The organism is Mycobacterium sp., assembly GCF_032159565.1.
Classification (GTDB): Bacteria; Actinomycetota; Actinomycetes; order Mycobacteriales; family Mycobacteriaceae; genus Mycobacterium.
Genome location: NZ_JAVHWR010000195.1, coordinates 1 through 19,913 on the forward strand (window position 1 = coordinate 1; position 19,913 = coordinate 19,913).

A 19,913-nucleotide genomic window follows, 5' to 3' on the forward strand; every position below is an offset into this window, starting at 1 on the left:
CTGGACAGCACGCTGACCGGGGAACTGGACGGCGCGCAGTGGTATCTCGGCCTGGCGGGCGAGGAAATCCTTCTCGCGGCACTGGGTCTCGCGATCGCACGGACGATCGGCGAGGGTGTTGTTCCCGTCGACGTCGCCGGCCACAGCGGGGCGGTGTCGTTGTCATGCACCTCAGCGGGTCTCGCCACCGCCACGGAGTCGTTGGGCGTCGTGCACCGCAGCCTCGCGACAGGGCCGGCCGCGCCGAAGCTCGCGGCCCAGCCGCCGTCGGAGATCTTCTTCTCGTACCTCGGCACGGAGCCCGGTCTGCGCCATGCGCTCGAGCTGCGGGCATACCGGGCGGACGGCCTGGTTCAGCTGGACTGGTGGTATGACACCCGCAGCTTCGACTCCTACACCGTGGAGGAGTTGGCCGAGCAGCTGCCGCTGGCGCTGATCGAGCTGACGTCCGAGGCCATGCCTGCGCAGCACACCCCGATGGCGGTCGGTCACTGAGTCGCTAGAATCTGACGTATCGGCGCAGATCCGGCCATCACCGGGAAGCCTTCGGAAGAACAGCTCAGGCCCAGTAGACCCGAACGGGTAGGCCCGTCACAGCCGCAAGTTGAGCGGCGCACACATGTGCGCAAGCGGGGTGGTACCGCGGCGTTCGCGCACCGGCGCGTCGTCGTCCCCGTGCCATGAACGACGTTTGGCACAGGAGACGACGCACGACCGTGACCACCTATCCGAAGCCGGCAGGCGGCGCGCCCAACTTCCCGGCGATTGAATCCGACGTCCTGGACTACTGGGAGAACGACGACACCTTCCGCGCCAGCGTTGCGCGCCGCGACGGTGCGCCGGAGTACGTGTTCTACGACGGGCCGCCGTTCGCCAACGGCCTGCCGCACTACGGCCACCTGTTGACCGGCTACGTCAAAGACATCGTCCCGCGGTACCGCACCATGCGTGGGTACAAGGTGGACCGCCGCTTCGGCTGGGACACCCACGGGCTGCCCGCCGAGCTGGAAGTGCAGCGGCAGCTCGGCATCACCGACAAATCGCAGATCGAAGAGATGGGCATCGAGAAGTTCAACGATGCCTGTCGCGCGTCGGTGCTCAAGTACACGCAGGAGTGGCGCGCATACGTGACGAGGCAGGCGCGTTGGGTCGACTTCGACAACGACTACAAGACACTGGATCTCACGTTCATGGAGTCGGTGATCTGGGCGTTCAAGCAGTTGTGGGACAAAGGTCTTGCCTACGAAGGCAACCGGGTGCTGCCGTACTGCTGGAACGACGAGACGCCGCTGTCCAGCCATGAGTTGCGGATGGACGACGACGTCTACCAGAGCCGTCAGGACCCGGCCATCACGGTCGGATTCCGAGTCATCGAAGGCCCGCTGCAGGATGCGTACCTGTTGGTGTGGACGACCACGCCGTGGACCTTGCCGTCCAACCAGGCGGTCGCGGTCAATCCGGATGTCGAGTATGTGGTCGTACGCGCGGGGGAGCACCGCTTCGTGCTGGCGAGGGCGCGGCTGGCCGCCTACGCACGCGAACTGGGCGAGGAACCCGAGATCCTGGCCAGCTATTCGGGCGACGAACTTCTCGGCATGCACTACCTGCCGCCGCTGCCGTATTTCATGGACGCGCCCAACAGTTTTCAGGTGCTGCCGGGCGATTACGTCACCACCGACGACGGCACCGGCATCGTGCACACGTCACCCGCCTACGGCGAGGAGGACATGGCCATCGCACAGGCGGCTGACATCGTCCCCGTCACGCCGGTGGACGCGGGGGGCCGGTTCGACGAGACGGTGCCCGACTACGCGGGCCAGCACATCTTCGACGCCAACCCGCAGATCATCCGCGATCTCAAGAACCAGAGCGGTCCGGCCGCGCAGAACCGGCCGGTGCTGCTGCGGCACGAAACCCACGAACACTCCTACCCGCACTGCTGGCGGTGCCGGAACCCGTTGATCTACCGGGCTGTTTCGTCCTGGTTCGTCAAGGTCACCGAATTCCGCGACCGCATGGTGGAGCTCAACCAGCAGATCACCTGGTACCCCGAACACGTCAAGGACGGCCAGTTCGGCAAGTGGCTGTCCAATGCCCGTGACTGGTCGATCTCTCGGAATCGCTACTGGGGCAGTCCTATTCCGGTGTGGACATCCGACGATCCGGCGTATCCGCGCATCGACGTGTACGGCAGCCTCGACGAGTTGGAGCGGGACTTCGGTGTGCGGCCGGATAACCTGCACCGGCCCTACATCGACGAGTTGACGCGGCCCAATCCCGACGACCCGACCGGCAAGTCCACGATGCGGCGCATTCCCGACGTGTTCGACGTCTGGTTCGACTCCGGATCGATGCCCTACGCCCAAGTGCACTACCCGTTCGACAACGCCGGCTGGTTCGAGTCGCATTTCCCGGCCGACTTCATCGTGGAGTACATCGGACAGACGCGCGGCTGGTTCTACATGATGCACGTCCTGGCCACCGCGTTGTTCGATCGCCCGGCGTTCAAAACCTGTGTGTCGCACGGCATCGTGCTCGGCAACGACGGCCAGAAGATGAGCAAGTCGCTGCGTAACTATCCGGACGTCTCCGAGGTCTTCGACCGGGACGGTTCCGACGCCATGCGCTGGTTCCTGATGGCGTCTCCCATCCTTCGCGGCGGCAACCTGTTCGTCACGGAACAGGGCATCCGCGAGGGTGTTCGGCAGGTGCAGCTGCCGATCTGGAACGCCTATACATTCCTGGCGCTGTACGCGCCGAAGAAGGGCACCTGGCGGACGAACTCGACGCATGTCCTGGATCGCTACATCCTGGCCAAGCTCGCGCAGCTGCGCGACGACCTGACCACGTCGATGGATGTCTGCGACATCTCAGGCGCCTGCGACGAATTGCGCCAGTTCACCGAGGCGCTGACGAATTGGTACGTGCGACGGTCGCGTTCGCGATTCTGGGAAGAGGATCCCGACGCCATCGACACACTGCACACCGTCTTGGAGGTGGTGGGAAGGCTGGCCGCGCCGCTGCTTCCGCTGACGACCGAGGTGATCTGGCGCGGCATCACCGGCGAGCGTTCGGTGCATCTCACCGACTGGCCGGAAGAAGGCGACCTGCCGCACGATCCCGACCTGGTCGCAACGATGGATCAGGTGCGCGAGGTGGCCTCGGCGGCGTCGTCGCTGCGCAAGGCGAAGAAGTTGCGGGTGCGGTTGCCGCTGCCCAAGCTGACTGTCGCTGTGGAGAACCCGCAGCGCCTGGCACCGTTCAGGGAACTGATCGCCGATGAGCTGAATGTGAAGGAAGTGGAGCTGACCGACGACATTTCGGAGTTCGGCCGGTTCGAGCTGACGGTCAACGCGCGCGCAGCGGGGCCGCGCATCGGCAAGGACGTGCAGGCCGCGATCAAGGCCGTGAAGGCGGGCGGCGGCGTCGTCAATTCGGACGGCACGCTCACCGCGGGACCAGCGGTACTGCTGCCCGAAGAGTTCAGCTCGCGGCTGGTGGCCGCCGATCCGGAGTTCACCGCGGCACTGTCCGAGGGGTCGGGTCTGGTGGTGCTCGACGGCACGGTCACGCCCGAGCTGGAGGCCGAGGGCTGGGCCAAAGACCGTATCCGCGAACTTCAGGAACTGCGCAGGACGACGGGTCTGGATGTGTCAGACCGTATTTCGGTGCTGATGGCGGTGCCTGCGGAACGCCAGGACTGGGCACGCACGCACGCCGACATGATCGCGCGGGAGATCCTTGCCACCACTTTCGAGTTCGGCGAACCAGCCGACGGCAGTGTTATCGGCGACGGAGTTCGGGTGGCGATCGCCAAGGTCTAGCGGCGCAGGACGGCAGAGGCGACCTTGGCGAAGTCGGCGAGAACGTCGCGGATGAAACGCGTGCGCCGGTAGCCGATCGCATCGAGCAGCGGGCCGTGGTCGAAGGCCACCACGACGGTCGCACCGATTGCCGTCAGCCACCAGAAGGCGAACGCCAGGGCCCGCGCCGCGGTGCGTGAGTCGGCGAAGCCGGCGCGGAGCCGGTCGACTTGGAAGCGCACATGTGGATGCTCGTCGGCGACAATCCGGTCGGCCACCGACCGCACGACGGGGTCCGGTCCCGCGTTGGCCAGGCCGCCGTAGTAGGACAGCGCGACTACTTCGGCGACCGTCAGCACCATCAACTCCGTCCGCAGGCCCATCAGCCTGCGTAACCGCACGAACACCGCGTCCGACCAGTGACTGCGCATCGGCTGGCCGCCGAGATAACCGAGCAGGCGCAGGAGCAACGCGGCGTGCTGCTGCTCTTCGGCCACGAATAATTCTGCGGCCCGCAGGTAGTCGGGATCGCCTGCACGCGCGGCCTTGCGCAGCAGCTGTTCTCCGTCACCGCTCTCGCCGAGCTGGAACCGCCGCACCGATTCGATCAGCGGGTGGCGCACCGAGTCGGGGATGTCGCAGCGGTCCTCGAACGCGATGGCCGCGTCGACGTTGGCGTGCAAGTGCTCGTTCTGCTCGAAATGCTGCACCCAGGGACCGAAGATGCCGACGTCGCGCACGTGAGGAGCGAAGGCATTGTCGGCCTGGTGCGTCATGATCGCCAGGCTAGCGTCCTAGCATCGGCAGATGTGGCTGCTCGCTGGGTCCTGCACCTCGACATGGATGCGTTCTTCGCGTCGGTCGAGCAGCTGACCCGCCCTACATTGCGCGCACGCCCGGTCCTCGTCGGCGGGCTCGGCGGCCGCGGCGTGGTCGCAGGCGCCAGCTATGAGTCCAGGGTGTACGGTGCGAGATCGGCGATGCCGATGCACCAGGCCCGCCGGATGGTCGGCGCCACGGCCGTGGTGTTGCCGCCGCGGGGAGTCGTCTACGGCGTGGCCAGCCGCCGCGTGCTCGACACCGTCCGTTCGGTGGTGCCGACCCTCGAGCAGCTGTCGTTCGACGAGGCCTTCGGTGAGCCCGCCGAACTCGCGGGCGCCACCGCGCCCGACGTTGCGGAGTTCTGCGAGGCGCTGCGGGGCAAGATTCGCGACGTGACCGGGCTCGTCGCGTCCGTCGGCGCCGGATCAGGCAAGCAGATCGCCAAGATCGCCTCGGGACTGGCCAAACCCGACGGCATTCGGGTGGTGCGCCGCGACGAGGAGCGCGCGCTGCTGGACGGTTTGCCCGTCCGCCGCCTTTGGGGGATCGGTCCCGTCGCAGAGGAAAAGCTGCACCGGCTCGGTATCGAGACCGTCGGCGCCTTCGCCGCCTTGTCGGACGCCGAGGCGGCCAACATCCTCGGTGGCACCGTCGGCCCTGCGCTGCACCAGCTGGCCCGGGGCATCGACGACCGACCCGTCGCCGAGAACGGACCCGCCAAACAGATCAGCGCCGAATCCACCTTCCCGGAAGACCTGACCACCCTCGATCAACTGCGTGAGGCGGCGGGCCCGATCGGGGAGCATGCGCACGCGCGACTCGAGAAGGACGGCCGCGGCGCACGCACCGTCACCGTCAAGCTGAGGAAGTCCGATATGAGTATCCTGACCCGTTCGGCGACACTGCCGTATGCCACCGCAGACGCCGCCACGCTGATCGCGATGGCGCGCAAGCTCCTGTTGGATCCCGTCGACGTCGGCCCCATTCGCCTTGTCGGCGTTGGTTTTTCGGGGCTGTCAGAAGTTCGGCAGGAGTCGCTGTTTCCTGACCTGGAGCTGATGGCCGAAGAAGTGTCCGACACCGGACTGCCGCAGACGCTGCGCCAGGCCACGGAGCGGGCGCCTGCCTGGCGGATCGGTGACGACGTCGCGCACACCGAGTACGGCCACGGTTGGATTCAGGGAGCAGGGCACGGCGTGATGACCATTCGGTTCGAGACCCGCAGCACCGGCCCCGGGCCGGTCCGCACGTTCGGCGACGACACCCCCGACGTTCGACGCGCCAATCCGGTCGACAGCTTGGACTGGCCGGACTATGTCAGCGCGCTGGCCGCCGACTCACCCCCAGCGGGTGATGACGTCGTCGACGGGCGCGCCGCCCGCCAGGGCGGCCATCAATAGCACCCTGGCCTGTGGGGGCCGCAGTCGCGGCACCATCGAGGCGCCGGCGTCGAGGAGCGCGCGCCCCGGCCCGTAGCCGGCGCCGACCTTTCCGCCGGGCACTCTGGTCGACACCGCCACCGCGACGCCGTCGCCACAGTGTCGCCGGACCGCTTTGATCACCGCGGCGCCTGCGTTGCCCGAGCCGACCGCTTCGAGCACGATCCCCCGGGCACCGGCCGCGACACACGCGTCCATCGCCACGCTGTCGGCGCCCGGATACAGCGCGAGGATGTCGACCCGGGGCGCGTCGGCGCTCGCCAGTTCACCAAAAAACGGCCGATCCTTTGCGGCCTGCAGGTCGAACCGCTCGTCGGTGACCGCTCCCACCGCGACGCCTGCGAAGCCGCCGTGAGCCGCTGTCGCATCCTTCTGCAGTCGCAGCGGCTGCCAGACGGTTCCCCCGAGAGCCACCAGCACGCCGAGGCCGCGGGCCTGCGGGCTGCCCGCGACGGTCAACGCGTCACGCAGATTCTGCGGTCCGTCCGCGTCCGGCGCGTCGGCGCTGTGTAGTGCGCCGGTGATCACCGCGGGCGTGGCGCCGTCGTAGGTCAGCTCCAGCCAGAGCGCCGATTCCTCCATGGTGTCGGTGCCGTGGGTGATCACCACTCCATCGACGTCCGATCGCTGCGCGACGGCGGCCAGCGCCGTCCGCATGGCATCCCAGTCGGCGGGCGTCAGTTGCGAACTGTCCACCGACATCAGGTCCACAACCTCGACGTCGAGTCCGGAAACCAGATCGGCGCCGCTGGTCGTGGGCCGCTTCACGCCGTCAGTGCCGGCGCTGCTGGCGATCGTGCCGCCGGTGGTGATGACGACGAGGCGGCTCACGCCCTCATCATTGCAAAATCGCGCACTGGAATGATGGGGGCGTGACTGACGAATCGGCTCCAAACGAGTCGGTGACCGCTGCCGACGACACCGAAGCAAAGCCGCGGCGCCGAATCCGACTACTGGTGTCGGTGGCGGCCGTCATTCTGGCGCTCGACGTCGTCACGAAAGTGCTGGCGGTGAGGCTTCTCACGCCAGGTCAGCCGGTCTCGATCATCGGTGACACCGTGACGTGGACGCTGGTCCGCAACTCCGGCGCCGCGTTCTCGATGGCCACCGGCTACACCTGGGTGTTGACCCTGATCGCCAGCGGCGTGGTGATCGGCATCATCTGGATGGGCAGGCGGCTGGTGTCGCCGTGGTGGGCCATCGGCCTCGGCATGATCCTCGGCGGTGCGATGGGCAACCTCGTCGACCGGTTCTTCCGCTCGCCTGCTCCGCTGCGGGGCCACGTCGTCGACTTCCTGTCCATCGGTTGGTGGCCGGTGTTCAACGTCGCTGACCCGTCGGTGGTGGGCGGGGCGATCCTGTTGGTGGTGCTGTCGTTGTTCGGGTTCGATTTCGACACCGTCGGCAGACGCAGGCCCGGTGACGACGAATCGGAGGAATCGGGCGTCGGCGGCGGGCAAGAGACCGAACCCTCCTGATGGACACCCGCTCGATGCCCGTGCCGGAGGGACTGGCGGGCATGCGCGTCGACGCCGGGCTGGCCCGGCTGCTCGGCCTGTCCCGCACCGCAGCCGCGGCGCTGGCCGAAGAGGGCGGTGTCGATATCGACGGCACCACGGTCGGCAAGTCGGACCGGCTGACACCGGGCGCGTGGCTGGAGGTGCGTCTGCCCGAAGCGCCTGGGCCGCCGGAGAACACGCCGGTCGATATCGAGGGCATGACCGTCCTGTACTCCGACGACGACATCGTCGCGGTCGACAAACCCGCCGGTGTGGCCGCTCATGCCACGGTCGGCTGGCACGGACCGACGGTGCTCGGTGGACTGGCGGCCGCGGGCTTCCGGATCACCACCTCGGGCATTCACGAGCGGCAGGGCATCGTGCACCGCCTCGACGTCGGCACATCGGGTGTGATGGTGGTCGCGCTCTCCGAGCGCGCGTACACCCTGCTGAAGCGGGCGTTCAAGCAGCGCACCGTCGAGAAGCGCTATCACGCTCTGGTGCAAGGACATCCGGATCCCTCCAGCGGCACCATCGACGCGCCGATCGGCAGGCACCGCGGCCACGACTGGAAGTTCGCCGTCATGGCCGACGGCAGGCACAGCATCACCCACTACGACACACTGGAAGCCCACCAGGCTGCCAGCCTGCTCGACATAGAGCTGGAAACCGGCCGCACGCACCAGATCCGGGTGCACTTCGCTGCGCTGCACCACCCGTGCGCCGGTGATCTGACTTACGGCGCCGACCCGACGCTCGCCAAAAGGCTCGGTCTGGAACGGCAATGGCTCCATGCGCGCTCATTGGCCTTCGCGCACCCAGCCGACGGGCGCCGCATCGAGTTCAGCAGCCCGTACCCGTCCGACCTGCAACACGCGCTGGACGTACTGCGCAACCAGGGGGGACCTCCCGCTCGCGGGGGAAAACTGTGAACGACGGGCGGCGGCGCTCCGGGCTGCTGTTCGGGGCAGGCGCCTATATCTGGTGGGGGCTCTGCCCTGGGTTCTTCATCCTGCTGCTGCCCGCCACCGCGCCGGAGATACTTGCCCATCGCTTCGTGTGGAGTGCGGTGTTCCTCCTGGTGCTGCTGGCCGTGGTGCGCCGCCTCGGTGATCTGTCCAGGCTCAGCGCCCGGGCCTGGTTTCAGCTGCTGGCGGCGTCGGCGTTGATCGCGGTCAACTGGGGCACCTACATCTGGGCCGTCACCCACGGCCACGTCGTCGACGCCGCCCTGGGCTACTTCATCAACCCGCTCGTCACGGTGGCGCTCGGAGTGGTGATCTTTGGGGAGCGGCTCAACCGGTGGCAGCTTCTCGCGCTGGTTCTCGCTGTCGCGGCCGTCGCGATACTGACCGCCGAAGTGGGTGAGGTGCCGTACGTCGCGCTCATCCTGGCGTTCTCATTCGGCCTGTACGGCCTGATCAAGAAGGTGGTCGACGCGGACCCGCGGGTGGGCGTCGCGGTGGAGACATTGTGGGCGCTTCCCGTCGCGGTCGGTTACATGGTCTGGCTGCAGGTCCACCACCAGGCGCACTTCGTCGACTACGGAACCGCACACACCGCGCTGTTGCTGCTGGCAGGCCCGGTGACCGCGATTCCGCTGCTGCTCTTCGCGGCGGCCGCACAACGGCTGCCAATGGTGACGCTGGGACTGTTGTTCTACCTCAACCCCGGCCTGCAGATGGCCTGGGGAGTGCTGGTCGGGCACGAGCCGATGCCCGTCGGCCGGTGGCTCGGCTTCGCCCTGATCTGGCTGGCGCTGGTGGTGTTCACCGCCGACGCCCTGCGGCGGGCGCGCCGCAACTCACAAAAGACGTCGCAGACTTTGGAGAAAAGTGTGCGACCACCCGGCACTCGCAACTCCTAGTTGGCGACCGCCCCGCAACCAGGGCGGCCACCGACAGAAGGAGAACATTCATGAGCGCTCTCGCTGCCCTGCGCGGACCGCTTGGCCGTCAGATGTCGATTCGGTCGCGACCGACTCGTCATAACGGTGTCAGGGTCACAATCGACGTCGAGGAGGACACCATGCGGTACTGCCTGTTGATGCATTACCAGGAAGCCAGTGAGATCGGACTGACCGAGCAGGACATGGCGCCGGCGATGGCCGCGTTCCAGGCCTACGCCGACGATCTGTCCGCTGCGGGCGTGCTCATCGGCACCGAGGTACTCGAACCGGTGGTGTCCACCACGACAGTGACCGCCCGCAATGGCAAGCCCGAGGTCCAGGACGGCCCCTTCGCCGACACCAAGGAACGCCTCGGCGGCATCTTCGTCATCGAGGTGGCCAACCTGGACGAGGCGCTGAAGTGGGCTCAGCGCAACCCGGCCAACGGCTGGGGTTCCATCGAAATCCGCCCGGTGGCACGGACATTCGCCGCCGACCGCGGATGGTACAACCCGTAACAGGATGAGCGCTTGCGCGAAGAGCAGATGACAGCCCAGCGGCGGGTAGCCGACCTCGTTCGCGAATCCTACGGTCGGCTGCTCGCCGTGCTGGCGGCGCCCACCCGAGATGTCGGAACCGCCGAGGACGCGCTGGCCGATGCGCTGGAACGCGCGTTGCAACGCTGGCCAGAGGACGGAATTCCGGCCAACCCCGAAGCCTGGCTGCTGACGGTCGCCCGCAACCGGTTGCGCGACGTGTGGAAGTCACATGCGTACCGGATGACCGATCCGCTCGGCGAAACCGCCCAAGACGCTGGCGAAATCGACGACGACATGCCCGCCATCCCCGACCGGCGGCTCGAGCTGATGCTGGTCTGCGCCCACCCCGCCATCGCGCCGAACATCCGCACGCCGTTGATGCTGCAGACAGTGCTCGGGGTCGAGGCGAGCGCCATCGCCGAGGCCTTCGCGGTCGAACCCGTCACCATGGCGCAGCGTCTGGTGCGGGCCAAGAAGCGCATCCGCGACGCGGGAATTCCGTTCGTGCTGCCCGAGCGCGACGACCTGGCCGCACGGCTGCCCGCGGTGCTCGAAGCGGTCTACGGCGCGTACGCGATCGACTGGCAGTGGATGCCGCAGGCCGCGCCGATCGAAACGCTGGCCGCGGAGGCGCTGCACCTGGCGCTGGTGCTGACCGAGTTGCTGCCCGACGAGCCGGAGGTGCTCGGGCTGGCGGCGACGGTCTGCCTGTCGGAGGCCCGCAGGTCCGCCCGACGCGATGACCACGGCCGATACATCCCGCTCGACGACCAGGACGCGACGCGCTGGGATGCCGCGCTGATCGCGCGCGGTGAGGCGTTCCTGCGACGCGCTCACGACTCCGGCCGGCCGGGCCGGTTCCAGTACGAGGCCGCAATCCAGTCGGCACACTGCTCTCGACCGACCGACCCGGAGCCGCTTCGAAAGCTGTATCGCGCCCTGATGCGCGTGGCGCCGTCGCTGGGCGCGGCCGTCGCGCTGGCCGCCGTCGACGCTGCGATCGACGGACCGGACGCCGGGCTGCGCGCACTGGACGCGATCGGCGATCCGGCCGTCGAGCGCTTCCAGCCGGCTTGGAGCACCCGCGCCCACTTGTTGGCCGAGGCGGGCCGGGCCGGGCCCGCAGCACACGCATACCGCGCCGCCATCGAGCTGACGACCGATCGAGGTGTCGCCGACTACCTGCGTGAACAGCTAACTTCGCTAACGCGATAAGACACGCACTCCGACACGCCCGTGCTCGTCGGTGGGCGGTCATACACTGGCGTCCCTATGAACTCGGGTCCATCTGCTCTCAGCGCGAGCGCTCATCGGTCGTCCTTCGTGCACCTGCACAACCACACCGAATATTCGATGCTGGACGGCGCCGCGAAGATCGCTCCGATGCTGGCCGAGGCCCAGCGGCTGGAGATGCCGGCGATCGGCATGACCGACCACGGAAACATGTTCGGCGCCAGCGAGTTCTACAACTTGGCCACCGAGGCCGGTATCAAGCCGATCATCGGCGTCGAGGCCTACATCGCGCCCGGATCCCGCTTCGACACCCGCCGCATCCTGTGGGGCGACCCGGGCCAGAAGGCCGACGACGTGTCGGGCAGTGGCTCCTACACCCACCTGACGATGGTCGCGGAGAACGCGGCGGGCGTGCGCAACCTGTTCAAGCTGTCGTCGCTGGCGTCGTTCGAGGGCCAACTCGGCAAGTGGCCGAGGATGGACGCCGAGATCGTCGGCGAGCACGCGGCAGGCATCATCGCCACCACCGGCTGCCCGTCGGGGGAGGTGCAGACCCGGCTGCGGCTTGGCCATGATCGCGAGGCGCTGGAGTCAGCCGCGAAATGGCGGGAGATCTTCGGCGCTGACAATTACTTCCTCGAGCTGATGGACCATGGCCTTTCGATCGAGCGGCGGGTCCGCGACGGGTTGCTGGAGATCGGCCGCAAACTCGACATCCCGGCCCTCGCCACCAACGACTGCCACTACGTCACCCGCGACGCCGCGCATAATCACGAAGCGCTGCTGTGTGTGCAGACCGGCAAGACGCTGTCGGATCCCAACCGGTTCAAGTTCGACGGCGACGGCTACTACCTGAAGTCCGCCGCCGAGATGCGGGCGCTGTGGGACGACGAACTCCCGGGCGCGTGCGACTCGACGCTGCTCATCGCCGAGCGCGTGCAGTCCTACAAGGAGGTCTGGGAGACCCGCGACCGCATGCCGGTCTTTCCGGTGCCCGAGGGTCACAATCAGGCGTCGTGGCTGCGACACGAGGTGGACGCGGGGCTGGCGGGGCGATTTCCCGCCGGCGTGCCGCCGGAATACACCGAACGCGCCGCATACGAGATCGAAGTCATCTGCGGCAAGGGGTTTCCGTCGTACTTCCTGATCGTCGCCGACCTCGTCGGTTATGCGCGATCGGTGGACATCCGGGTCGGCCCCGGCCGCGGGTCGGCGGCGGGTTCGCTGGTGGCCTACGCGTTGCGGATCACCGATATCGACCCGATCGAGCACGGCTTGCTGTTCGAGCGCTTCCTCAACCCGGAACGCGCATCGATGCCCGACATCGACATCGACTTCGACGACCGTCGTCGCGGCGAGATGGTGCGCTACGCCGCCGACAAATGGGGTCATGACCGCGTCGCCCAGGTCATCACCTTCGGCACCATCAAGACGAAGGCCGCACTCAAGGATTCGGCGAGAATCCACTACGGCCAGCCGGGTTTCGCGATCGCGGACCGTATCACCAAGGCGCTGCCGCCACCCATCATGGCCAAGGACATCCCGCTGTCGGGCATCACCGATCCGGCCCATGAGCGGTACAAGGAAGCCGCGGAAGTTCGCGGCCTGATCGACACCGATCCCGACGTCCGCACCATTTATGAGACCGCCCGCGGCCTGGAAGGGCTGATCCGCAACTCCGGCGTGCACGCCTGCGCGGTGATCATGAGCTCCGAGCCGCTGACCCAGGCCATACCCCTGTGGAAGCGGGCGCAGGACGGCGCCATCATCACCGGCTGGGACTACCCGTCGTGCGAGGCCATCGGCCTGTTGAAGATGGACTTCCTCGGGTTGCGGAACCTGACGATCATCGGCGACGCGCTGGAGAACATTCAGGCCAACAGGGGCATCGAGCTCGACCTCGAGTCGCTGCCGCTCGATGACGGACCCACCTACGAATTGCTCGGCCGCGGAGACACTCTCGGTGTCTTCCAGCTCGACGGCGGCCCGATGCGCGACCTTCTGCGCCGTATGCAGCCCACCGGCTTCCAGGACGTCGTCGCCGTGATCGCGCTGTACCGGCCCGGCCCGATGGGCATGAACGCCCACAACGACTACGCCGACCGCAAGAACAACCGCCAGGCGATCAAGCCGATCCACCCGGAGTTGGCCGAACCGCTCGAGGAGATCCTGGCCGAGACCTACGGCCTGATCGTCTACCAAGAACAGATCATGCGCATCGCCCAGAAGGTCGCCGGCTACTCGCTCGCCCGAGCGGACATTCTGCGCAAGGCCATGGGCAAGAAGAAGCGCGAAGTGCTCGACAAGGAATACGAGGGCTTCTCGGAGGGCATGAAGACCAACGGGTTCTCGGCAGCCGCCATCAAGGCGCTGTGGGACACCGTGCTTCCGTTCGCCGACTACGCTTTCAACAAGTCGCACGCCGCAGGCTACGGGCTGGTGTCGTACTGGACGGCCTACCTCAAGGCGAACTATCCGGCCGAGTACATGGCCGGACTCCTCACGTCGGTGGGCGACGACAAGGACAAGGCGGCGGTGTACCTCGCGGATTGCCGCAAACTCGGCATCACCGTGCTGCCGCCGGATGTCAACGAGTCCGGGCTGAACTTCGCTTCCGTTGGCGAGGACATCCGCTACGGGCTCGGCGCCGTGCGCAACGTCGGCGCGAACGTCGTTGCCTCACTTATCGGTTCGCGAACGGACAAGGGGAAGTTCATCGACTTCTCCGACTACCTGAACAAGATCGATATCGGGCCGTGCAACAAGAAGGTCACCGAGTCGTTGATCAAGGCAGGCGCGTTCGACTCGCTCGGCCATCCGCGCAAGGGTCTCTTCCTGGTGCACACCGACGCCGTCGAATCGGTGCTCGGAACCAAGAAGGCCGAGGCGATGGGCCAGTTCGACCTCTTCGGCGGGGCGGACACCGCCACCGATGCGGTGTTCACCATCAAGGTGCCCGACGAGGAGTGGGACGACAAGCACAAGCTGGCGCTGGAACGGGAGATGCTCGGCCTGTACGTGTCCGGCCATCCGCTCAACGGCGTCGCTCACCTGTTGGCGACGCAGGTGGATACCCAGATTCCAGCCATCCTCGACGGCGACGCCCCCAACGACGCCCAGGTGCGGGTCGGCGGGATTCTGACCGGGGTGAATCGCCGCGTCAATAAGAACGGGATGCCATGGGCCTCAGCTCAATTGGAAGACCTGACCGGTGGCGTCGAGGTGATGTTCTTCCCGCATACGTACTCGAGTTTCGGCGCGGAAGTCGTCGACGACGCGGTGGTTCTCGTCAGCGCCAAGGTCAGAATTCAGGACGACCGGATCTGCCTGATCGCCAACGACCTTGTGGTGCCCGACTTCTCGAATGCCGCGGTGGACCGGCCACTGGCGGTGAGCCTGCCGACGCGACAATGCACCATCGACAAGGTCAACGCACTCAAGCAGGTGCTTGCGCGACACCCGGGCACCTCGCAGGTGCATCTGCGGCTGATCAGCGGGGAGCGCATCACCACGCTGGAACTGGACCAGTCGCTGCGCGTCACGCCGTCGTCGGCGCTGATGGGTGACCTGAAAGCGCTGCTCGGGCCGGGCTGCCTGGGCTAGATTCCGTGCTGGTTCAGCCCAAAACGTTTACCGCCCTCGAGATCACGAGTGCCGCTGTGGATAGAGCGACCATCGCCTGAAGGGTCATCAACGCCTTGGCCCAGCGTGCCAGCGGCATGGTATCGGTGGGGGAGAACGCCATCACGTTGGTGACGCTGACGTACAGGTAGTCGACGAACGTCGGGCGCCAATCCGGTTTGCTCACATTGGGAGTCGCCATCTGAGGGAACAGAAAGTCGGGATACGGTCGCTCTCCGATGTGCCTGGCGAACGGGCCACCGCGGTCGAGCTCCCAGTACCAGACGCCGAACACAATGATATTCGTGACGAAGATCGCCGCACCGCTACCGAGAAGCACGGCCGCGTTGTTGCTCACCTGACCGGAGATGATGCGGGCATCCAACAAAATCGCAGACAGTGTGTTGTCGATGGTGATCGCCGCCAGAAGCGCCCACGTGGCGTACCTGCCGAACCGCGTCCGGCGCGACATGACGCGTGGATTGATCGCCAGCAGCGCGGCCAGAAGGAGAACCTCGAGCACAAGCAGTGGCCAACGCGGCACCACCGTGTAAGCCCTCGGTATGGCGACCTGCTGCGCCATTGCGGCGAGCACAGCGATGCGTACCGGTATCGCACTCTCGGGGTCACCGTGGCGAACCCATGCGGGTACTCGCTTCTCGGCGTCGGCCACGAGCTCCTGGGCGAACCGGGTCAGGCGCTCGCGACGTATATCAGATTCACGTGAACCGTCCATCTGCACAGTGTGATTGCCTAGGTTGTGAATCATGAGCACATCCGATCGGCCTGCCACACTCTGTGAAGCTTTCCAACGCACCGCCGCGATCGATCCCGACGCGATCGCACTACGAACGGTGGGCGGCACCGAAACGCTGACCTGGCGTGAATATGCTGCTCAGGTACGGCAGGTCGCCGCAGGACTGGCCGGCCTCGGCGTCCGGCGCGGCGACACGGTGTCGCTGATGATGGCCAATCGCCCGGAATTCTATCCACTCGAGGTAGGCGCACAACATGTCGGTGCGACCTCGTTCTCCGTCTACAACACGTTGCCGGCCGAGCAGCTGGTGTACCTGTTCGACAACGCCGGCACCAGGGTGATCATGTGTGAAGCGCAGTACGTCGACCGGATCCGGGCCAGCGGTGCCGACATCGACCACATCGTGTGCCTCGACGGCGCACCTGACGGCACGCTGTCGGTCGACGACCTCATCGCCGCCGGCGCGGACGACTACGACTTCGAGGCGTCCTGGCGTGCGGTGCGATCCGATGACGTCGCCACGCTGATCTACACGTCGGGTACCACCGGCAATCCCAAGGGCGTGGAGATTACGCACGCCAACCTGCTGTTCCAGGCGTTCGCGCTCGACGAGGTGCTCGGGGTGCGGTTCGGGGACCGCAGTACGTCGTTCCTGCCGACGGCCCACATCGCCGACCGGATGGGCGCGCTGTATCTGCAGGAGGTTTTCGGCACCCAGATCACCACCGTTGCAGACCCGCGTGCCATCGCCGGAGCATTGCCCGACGTGCGGCCGACGATCTGGGGGGCGGTACCCCGGGTATGGGAAAAGCTCAAGGCGGCAATCGAATTCGCGGCCGCCAACGAGCCCGACGAGACGAAGCGGATCGGGTTGCAGTGGGGCCTGTCGGTGGCCGCGAAAAAGGCCGACGCCCTACTGGCCGCGAAGCCGGTACCCGATGACGTTGCCGCGGAGTGGGCGCAGGCCGACGAACTGGTGCTGTCGAAGCTGCGCGAGAAGCTGGGTCTAGAACAGGTCAGGCATACGGTGTCGGGCGCGGCGCCGATCCCGAAGGAAACCTTGGCGTTCTTCCTCGGCCTGGGAATTCCGATCTCCGAAGTCTGGGGCATGTCGGAGCTGAGCTGCATCGCAACGGTCGCACATCCCTCCGAAACCAGACTGGGCACGGTGGGCAAGCTCGTGCCCGGCATGGAGGGCAGGATCGCCGAGGACGGCGAGTTCCTTGTGCGCGGCCCGCTGGTGATGAAGGGCTACCGCAAAGAGCCGAAGAAGACGGCGGAGGCCGTCGACGAAGACGGCTGGCTGCACACCGGCGATGTGATGGAGGTCGACGAGGACGGCTACCTGAAGATCGTTGATCGCAAGAAAGAACTGATCATCAACGCGGCGGGAAAGAACATGTCGCCGGCCAACATCGAGAACACCATCAAGGCCGCGTGCCCGCTCATCGGCGTGATCCTTGCCATCGGCGACGCCCGTGCGTACAACACCGCGCTGATCGTCCTCGACGCCGAGTCCGCTGGGCCGTATGCGGCGCAACGCGGATTGGCCGACGATTCGGCGGAGGCTCTGGCCACGCACCCCGACGTGATCTCCGAGATCGCTGCAGGCGTCGCAGCCGGCAACGCGAAGCTGGCGAAGGTGGAGCAGATCAAGCGCTTTCGAGTGCTGCCGACGTTCTGGGAGCCCGGCGGCGACGAGATCACGCTGACGATGAAGCTCAAGCGCAAGCCCATCCACGAGAAGTACGGCTCCGAGATCGAGGAACTGTACGCCTCCGACATCGCCGAAGCGGTTCACGAGCCCAAGGTGACGACGAGCGCGGCGCAGTGACGTCTCGCCATGTGAGCGTGTGGATCGACGCCGCCCCCGACGTGGCGTACGCCATCGCGGCCGACCCCGCGCAACTGCCCCGGTGGGCGAGCGGACTGGCGGAGGGCGCGCTGCGGCGGACCGCCGACGGTTGGGTGGCCGATTCGCCGATGGGCGAGGTGATCATCGAGTTCGCGCCGATCAACGAGTACGGGGTGCTTGACCACGTGGTCCGGATGCCCTCGGGCGAGGCGGTGTACAACCCGCTGCGGGTGATACCGGCAGGCGAGGGTCAGGCCCGTTGCGAAGTGGTGTTCACGGTGCGACGGCGTCCCGGCGTGACTGATGAGGAGTTCGACAGCGACATCGCGACGGTGGCCGCCGACCTTGACCGGCTGCGACAGCTCGCAGAGGGTTAGCGGCGCGAGGAGCAGTACGCGGAGAACGCCAGCCAAACGATGGTGGCGGCGCCGGCGGCGGACAAGACCGCCGTCGCGGTACTCACCGTGGCGAGACCGACGACAAGCACCAGCACGCCCACGGCGACCGCGTACAGCTTGTAGGCCGGCCACGGAACGCCTGCGACTGAAACCTCGCAGGTGGCGCGGTTGACCGAGGCGCGGAACTGCTCGGCGGTGGTCATAGCTCGACGATACCCCTCAACCTGTTTTTCGGCCAGCCGAATCTTTCGATCCGGCCTGGCGTGTCTCTACCCATCTAGACTGCTTCTATGCCAATTTCCGGAGAATACGAACCCAGCACGTCCGATTGGGCCCGCGAGAACGCCGAGAAGTACATGGAGTCCGGCGGCGCAGAAGGCACCGAGCTGAAGGGCAAGCCCGTCATCCTGCTGACCACCATCGGGGCGAAGAGCGGCAAGGTCCGCAGGACACCGCTGATGCGCGTCGAGCATGACGGCGAGTACGCCGTGGTGGCATCGCTGGGAGGTGCGCCGAAGAACCCGGTCTGGTACCACAACGTCAAGAAGAATCCGCACGTCGAACTGCAGGACGGGGCCAGCACCGGCGACTACGACGCCCGTGAGGTGTTCGGCGACGAGAAGGCGGCTTGGTGGGAGCGCGCTGTCCAGGCGTGGCCCGACTACGCCGACTATCAGAAGAAGACCGACCGCCAGATCCCGGTCTTCGTGTTGACCCCCGTGAGTTAATCCGTTTTGGCAGGAAAACGCCGGAATGGCACCATTGATCGGTGTCCACTGAACTGAGCCAGAACAGTCGTACGTCGCCGCCGGTATCCGCGGCCGACATCGATGCGGCCGCTCAGCGAATTTCCGACGTGGTCACGCGGACCTCCCTACAGCTCAGCGAACGGCTCTCGGATGCCGTCGGCGCGACGGTGTACCTCAAGCGTGAAGATCTGCAGGCGGTCCGCTCGTACAAGCTGCGCGGGGCCACCAACCTGCTGCGGCAGCTGTCAGCGGATGAGATCGCCGCGGGGGTGGTGTGCTCGTCGGCGGGCAATCACGCGCAGGGTTTCGCGATGGCATGCCGGTCGATGGGCATCCGCGGCCGGGTGTACGTACCCGCCAAGACGCCCAAGCAGAAGCGCGACCGCATCCGTTACCACGGCCGCGAGTTCATCGAGTTGATTGCCGTCGGGAAAACTTACGACGAGGCTGCCGAAGCTGCGCTCGATGACGTGGCGCGCACCGGGGCCACGCTGGTGCCGCCGTACGACGATCCGCGCACGATTGCCGGGCAGGGCACCATCGCCGTGGAACTGCTCGATCAGCTCGACGATGAGCCGGACCTGGTGATCGTTCCGGTCGGCGGCGGTGGCTGCATCGCAGGCATCACGACATACCTCGCAGAGCGCACCAGCCGGACCTCGATTCTCGGCGTCGAGCCCGCGGGGGCGGCGGCGATGATCGCCGCGCTGGCCGAAGGGCGGCCGGTCACCCTCGACCACGTCGACCAGTTCGTCGACGGCGCCGCGGTCAACCGCGCCGGCGCCATGACCTACGCGGCCCTGGCCGCCGCGGGCGACATGGTCTCGCTGACGGCGGTGGACGAGGGCGCGGTGTGCACGGCCATGCTCGACCTGTACCAGAACGAGGGGATCATCGCCGAGCCCGCGGGCGCGCTGTCGGTAGCGGCTTTGCTCGAGGCCGACATCACCCCGGAATCGACTGTGGTGTGCCTGATCTCCGGTGGGAACAACGACATCTCGCGGTACGGCGAGGTGCTGGAGCGCTCGCTGGTGCACCTCGGGCTCAAGCACTACTTCCTTGTCGACTTCCCCCAGGAGCCGGGTGCACTGCGGCGGTTCCTCGACACGGTGCTCGGACCGAACGACGACATCACGCTCTTCGAGTACGTCAAGCGCAACAACCGCGAGACGGGTGAGGCGCTGGTCGGAGTCGAACTCGGTTCGGCGGCCGACCTCGAGGGTCTGCTCGAGCGGATGAAGGCCTCAGACATACATGTCGAGACGTTGGAGCCCGGCTCGCCGGCGTACCGTTACCTGCTCTAGGCGGCC

General features: G+C 66.8%; 17 protein-coding genes. 13 read left to right on the forward strand and 4 right to left on the reverse strand.

Annotated features, from left to right (window positions below; all coding sequences use genetic code 11):
• Positions 1–495 (forward strand): hypothetical protein (locus tag QOC76_RS26100; protein WP_526361920.1); only part of this gene is annotated, 495 nt, incomplete at its 5' end.
• Between the two features lie 185 nt (positions 496–680).
• Positions 681–3,824 (forward strand): isoleucine--tRNA ligase, encoded by a 3,144-nt coding sequence (ileS, locus tag QOC76_RS26105; protein WP_526361922.1) that lies wholly within the window; start codon positions 681–683, stop codon positions 3,822–3,824.
• Here ileS and QOC76_RS26110 read toward each other — a convergent pair.
• Positions 3,821–4,579 (reverse strand): ferritin-like domain-containing protein, encoded by a 759-nt coding sequence (locus tag QOC76_RS26110; protein ID WP_526361924.1) that lies wholly within the window; start codon positions 4,577–4,579, stop codon positions 3,821–3,823. The two genes, ileS and QOC76_RS26110, sit on opposite strands and share 4 nt — an antisense overlap.
• Before the next feature lie 33 nt (positions 4,580–4,612).
• Here QOC76_RS26110 and QOC76_RS26115 point away from each other — a divergent pair, with 33 nt between their 5' ends.
• Positions 4,613–6,025 carry a DNA polymerase IV gene (locus tag QOC76_RS26115; RefSeq protein WP_526361926.1) on the forward strand — a complete coding sequence of 471 codons (1,413 nt, stop codon included), beginning with the start codon at positions 4,613–4,615 and terminating at the stop codon, positions 6,023–6,025.
• Here QOC76_RS26115 and QOC76_RS26120 read toward each other — a convergent pair.
• Positions 5,963–6,895, reverse strand: a complete 933-nt coding sequence (locus QOC76_RS26120) for an asparaginase (RefSeq protein ID WP_526361928.1) — start codon at positions 6,893–6,895, stop codon at positions 5,963–5,965. The two genes, QOC76_RS26115 and QOC76_RS26120, sit on opposite strands and share 63 nt — an antisense overlap.
• Before the next feature lie 41 nt (positions 6,896–6,936).
• Here QOC76_RS26120 and lspA point away from each other — a divergent pair, with 41 nt between their 5' ends.
• The 6 genes from lspA to dnaE are packed head-to-tail and all read left to right on the forward strand — an operon-like array spanning position 6,937 to position 14,826.
• Positions 6,937–7,542, forward strand: coding sequence for a signal peptidase II (gene lspA, locus QOC76_RS26125; RefSeq protein WP_526361930.1), 606 nt, complete (start codon positions 6,937–6,939; stop codon positions 7,540–7,542).
• Positions 7,542–8,495, forward strand: coding sequence for an RluA family pseudouridine synthase (locus QOC76_RS26130; protein WP_526361932.1), 954 nt, complete (start codon positions 7,542–7,544; stop codon positions 8,493–8,495). Before lspA ends, QOC76_RS26130 begins: the two co-directional genes overlap by 1 nt.
• A 23-nt stretch (positions 8,496–8,518) precedes the next feature.
• Positions 8,519–9,430 (forward strand): EamA family transporter RarD, encoded by a 912-nt coding sequence (rarD, locus tag QOC76_RS26135; protein WP_526362122.1) that lies wholly within the window; start codon positions 8,519–8,521, stop codon positions 9,428–9,430.
• Positions 9,431–9,480: 50 nt separating this feature from the next.
• Positions 9,481–9,969 carry a YciI family protein gene (locus tag QOC76_RS26140; RefSeq protein WP_526361934.1) on the forward strand — a complete coding sequence of 163 codons (489 nt, stop codon included), beginning with the start codon at positions 9,481–9,483 and terminating at the stop codon, positions 9,967–9,969.
• Between the two features lie 27 nt (positions 9,970–9,996).
• The gene (locus tag QOC76_RS26145) at positions 9,997–11,205 is read left to right on the forward strand and encodes an RNA polymerase sigma factor (RefSeq protein ID WP_526362124.1); all 1,209 of its coding nucleotides are present in this window, start codon (positions 9,997–9,999) and stop codon (positions 11,203–11,205) included.
• 57 nt (positions 11,206–11,262) lie between these two features.
• A complete protein-coding gene (gene dnaE, locus QOC76_RS26150; RefSeq protein ID WP_526361936.1) occupies positions 11,263–14,826 on the forward strand; it encodes a DNA polymerase III subunit alpha in 3,564 nt (1,187 codons plus the stop codon).
• A gap of 13 nt (positions 14,827–14,839) precedes the next feature.
• Here dnaE and QOC76_RS26155 read toward each other — a convergent pair whose 3' ends face one another.
• Entirely contained in the window at positions 14,840–15,580 is a 741-nt protein-coding gene (locus QOC76_RS26155) for a hypothetical protein (protein ID WP_526361938.1), read from the reverse strand.
• Positions 15,581–15,611: 31 nt separating this feature from the next.
• Between QOC76_RS26155 and fadD11 the strand changes: the two genes are divergently transcribed.
• Both fadD11 and QOC76_RS26165 read left to right on the forward strand, forming a co-directional pair.
• Positions 15,612–17,435 carry a fatty acid--CoA ligase FadD11 gene (gene fadD11, locus QOC76_RS26160; protein WP_526361940.1) on the forward strand — a complete coding sequence of 608 codons (1,824 nt, stop codon included), beginning with the start codon at positions 15,612–15,614 and terminating at the stop codon, positions 17,433–17,435.
• Positions 17,432–17,833, forward strand: a complete 402-nt coding sequence (locus QOC76_RS26165) for an SRPBCC family protein (protein ID WP_526361942.1) — start codon at positions 17,432–17,434, stop codon at positions 17,831–17,833. The genes fadD11 and QOC76_RS26165 overlap by 4 nt, the downstream gene beginning before the upstream one ends.
• On the opposite strand, the gene QOC76_RS26170 is transcribed toward QOC76_RS26165, so the two are convergent.
• Positions 17,830–18,057, reverse strand: a complete 228-nt coding sequence (locus QOC76_RS26170) for a hypothetical protein (protein WP_526361944.1) — start codon at positions 18,055–18,057, stop codon at positions 17,830–17,832. The genes QOC76_RS26165 and QOC76_RS26170 overlap by 4 nt on opposite strands.
• 87 nt (positions 18,058–18,144) lie before the next feature.
• Here QOC76_RS26170 and QOC76_RS26175 point away from each other — a divergent pair, with 87 nt between their 5' ends.
• Together QOC76_RS26175 and ilvA are read left to right on the forward strand one after the other, a co-directional pair.
• On the forward strand, positions 18,145–18,582 hold the full coding sequence (locus tag QOC76_RS26175; protein ID WP_526361946.1) for a nitroreductase family deazaflavin-dependent oxidoreductase: 438 nt from the start codon (positions 18,145–18,147) through the stop codon (positions 18,580–18,582).
• A 41-nt stretch (positions 18,583–18,623) separates the two neighbouring features.
• Complete coding sequence (gene ilvA, locus QOC76_RS26180; RefSeq protein ID WP_526361948.1) at positions 18,624–19,907, forward strand: threonine ammonia-lyase IlvA; 1,284 nt, start codon at positions 18,624–18,626, stop codon at positions 19,905–19,907.
• The last annotated feature ends 6 nt before the right edge of the window (positions 19,908–19,913 follow it).

What these genes read in the sequence shown, in the direction of transcription:
- ileS (WP_526361922.1), top strand. Translation starts at nt 681, where the DNA reads ATGAACGACGTTTGGCACAGGAGACGACGCACGACCGTGACCACCTAT.
- QOC76_RS26110 (WP_526361924.1), bottom strand. Translation starts at nt 4,579, where the DNA reads ATGACGCACCAGGCCGACAATGCCTTCGCTCCTCACGTGCGCGACGTC.
- QOC76_RS26130 (WP_526361932.1), top strand. Translation starts at nt 7,542, where the DNA reads ATGGACACCCGCTCGATGCCCGTGCCGGAGGGACTGGCGGGCATGCGC.
- QOC76_RS26140 (WP_526361934.1), top strand. Translation starts at nt 9,481, where the DNA reads ATGAGCGCTCTCGCTGCCCTGCGCGGACCGCTTGGCCGTCAGATGTCG.
- QOC76_RS26145 (WP_526362124.1), top strand. Translation starts at nt 9,997, where the DNA reads ATGACAGCCCAGCGGCGGGTAGCCGACCTCGTTCGCGAATCCTACGGT.
- dnaE (WP_526361936.1), top strand. Translation starts at nt 11,263, where the DNA reads ATGAACTCGGGTCCATCTGCTCTCAGCGCGAGCGCTCATCGGTCGTCC.
- QOC76_RS26155 (WP_526361938.1), bottom strand. Translation starts at nt 15,580, where the DNA reads ATGGACGGTTCACGTGAATCTGATATACGTCGCGAGCGCCTGACCCGG.
- fadD11 (WP_526361940.1), top strand. Translation starts at nt 15,612, where the DNA reads ATGAGCACATCCGATCGGCCTGCCACACTCTGTGAAGCTTTCCAACGC.
- QOC76_RS26170 (WP_526361944.1), bottom strand. Translation starts at nt 18,057, where the DNA reads ATGACCACCGCCGAGCAGTTCCGCGCCTCGGTCAACCGCGCCACCTGC.
- QOC76_RS26175 (WP_526361946.1), top strand. Translation starts at nt 18,145, where the DNA reads ATGCCAATTTCCGGAGAATACGAACCCAGCACGTCCGATTGGGCCCGC.